Origin of the sequence: Pseudomonas sp. NBRC 111127, from assembly GCF_001320345.1 — a bacterium.
Classification (GTDB): domain Bacteria; phylum Pseudomonadota; class Gammaproteobacteria; order Pseudomonadales; family Pseudomonadaceae; genus Aquipseudomonas; species Aquipseudomonas juntendi.
Genome location: NZ_BCBD01000293.1, coordinates 1 through 2041 on the forward strand (window position 1 = coordinate 1; position 2041 = coordinate 2041).

Sequence of the window (2041 nt, forward strand, 5' to 3'; positions counted from 1 at the left end):
GGGCGGGAAGCAGGCGATGTCGACCCGGCCCCGGCTCAGCGCCTCGCAAGTCTGCTGGGGCGTCCACAGTTCGTTGTCGCGCAGGATCAGCGTACCGCCCACCGCCAGCGTGGTTAGCCAGCGCTCGTGGGCACCGTCGAAGGCGAACGACATGAAGTGCAGCTCTCGGGTGCCGGCCTGCATCTCGTAGAGCTCGGCGATGGCCTGGCAATGCATGCTCAAAGGTCCGTGGCTGACCGCCACGCCCTTGGGCACACCGGTCGAGCCAGAGGTGTAGATCAAGTAGGCCAGGCTGTGCTCGCCCGGCACCGGGAACACGCTGGCCGGCATACCGGCTTCGCACGCCAGGGTCGCCGGGTCGAGCGGTTCCAGGCCCACGGGCAGGGGCAGGCGCTGCCCCAGGTCGGCACGACCGATCAGCTGGCGCATGCCGGAGTCCTGGATCATGAAGGCCAGGCGTTCGGCCGGGTAGTCCAGGTCCAGCGGCACATAAGCCGCACCGCTCTTGAACACCGCCAACAGGGCTACCAGCATGTCCACCGAGCGTTCCAGGGCTACGCCCACCAGTACCTCCGGGCCGGCTCCACGGGCGAGCAGTTGCCGCGCCAGCACGTCGGAACGGGCCTCCAGCGCCGCGTAGCTGAGGCTCTGGCCGGCACACTCGGCGGCGATGGCCTCGGGCCGCGCAGCCGCCTGGCGAGCGATCAGCTGGGCCAGCATCACCGGCTCGCCGGTCTGCGCCGGCACCGCGCCCCAGGCGTCGAGCGCCTGAGACTGCGCCGGGCTGAGCCGTTGCAGGTTGCCGATGCATTCGGCAGGGCTGTCGATCATCGACTGCAGCAAGGTCTCCATCAGTGCGCGAATGCTCTGTACGGCCTCGGCCGTGAAGTGGCTACGCAGGAACAGGTACTCGATGGCCAGGGTCTCGCCGAGGGTTACCGCCAGGTCCATGGGGAAGTTGGTGACGTCGTGGCTGCTCGAGGCGCCGAAGCGCAGGCCGCCCTGGGCCTGCTCCAGGCGTTGGTCGATGGGGTAGTTCTCGAACACGATGATACTGTCGAACAGGGCCTGGCCACCCTGCCCCGACCAACGCTGGATGTCAGCCAGCGGCGCATGGGCGTGCTCGCGCAGGTCCAGGTTGTCGGCCTGCAGCTGCTGCAGCCACTGATCCAGGCGTTGTGTCGGCTCGAGGGTCTGGATCACCGGCAAGGTGTTGATGAACAGGCCAAGCATGTGCTGCGCGTTGGCCAGGCTCTCGGGGCGACCGGCCACCGTAGCGCCGAAGGCCACGCTGCGCTGGCCGGTGTAACGCTGCAGCAGCAACAGCCAGGCGCCCTGGATCAGGGTGTTGGCGGTAATGCCCTGGGCCCGGCAGTGCTGCTGCAAGGCGGCGGCGCGCTGGGCGTCCCAACGGGTGTACAGCGCCTCGTGCCCCGGCAGGTCGGCAGTGTGCCGCGGGTGAATCGACTGGCTCAGTTGGGTCGGCGCATCGAGCAGGCGCAGACGGCCCTGCCAGTAGTCCTGCAGGCGCCTCTGATCCTGCGCCTGCAACCAGGCGATGAAGTCACGGTAGCGGCCGCTGTCGCCGGTCACTTCACCGCTGGCGTAGTGCTGCAGCACCTCGCCGAACAACTGCGAGCTGCTCCAGCCGTCCATGAGGATATGGTGGCTGGTCCACACCAACTGGTGCTCGGCGTCGCCCGTGCGCACCAGCAACAGGCGTTGCAGCGGCACCTGGCCGAGGTCGAAGCCACGCTGCGCGCGGGCGACCGCCTCAAGGTCGGCGGCGGTAAAGGTTCGTGCCCGCCAGTCGAGCACGGTCATCGCCACGTCGACGTGACGGTGCACCACCTGCAACGGCGCGCTCTGGCCGCCTTCCCAGTGGAAGGACGTACGCAGGATCTCGTGACGGCCGATCACATGCTGCCAGGCGGCGCGGAAGCGCTCTTGCTCGAGCCCCGCGACCGGCAGGCTGAGCTGGTTGACGTACAGATCGTCGCCTGCGTCGGACAGACTGTGGAACAGCATGCCCTGCTGCATC

General features: G+C 68.4%; 1 protein-coding gene. It reads right to left on the minus strand.

The window, feature by feature from the left end; genetic code table 11:
- On the minus strand, positions 1–2028 hold a 2028-nt coding region (locus APH30_RS26915), incomplete at its 3' end, for a condensation domain-containing protein (RefSeq protein ID WP_256222152.1).
- Positions 2029–2041 lie beyond the last annotated feature (13 nt).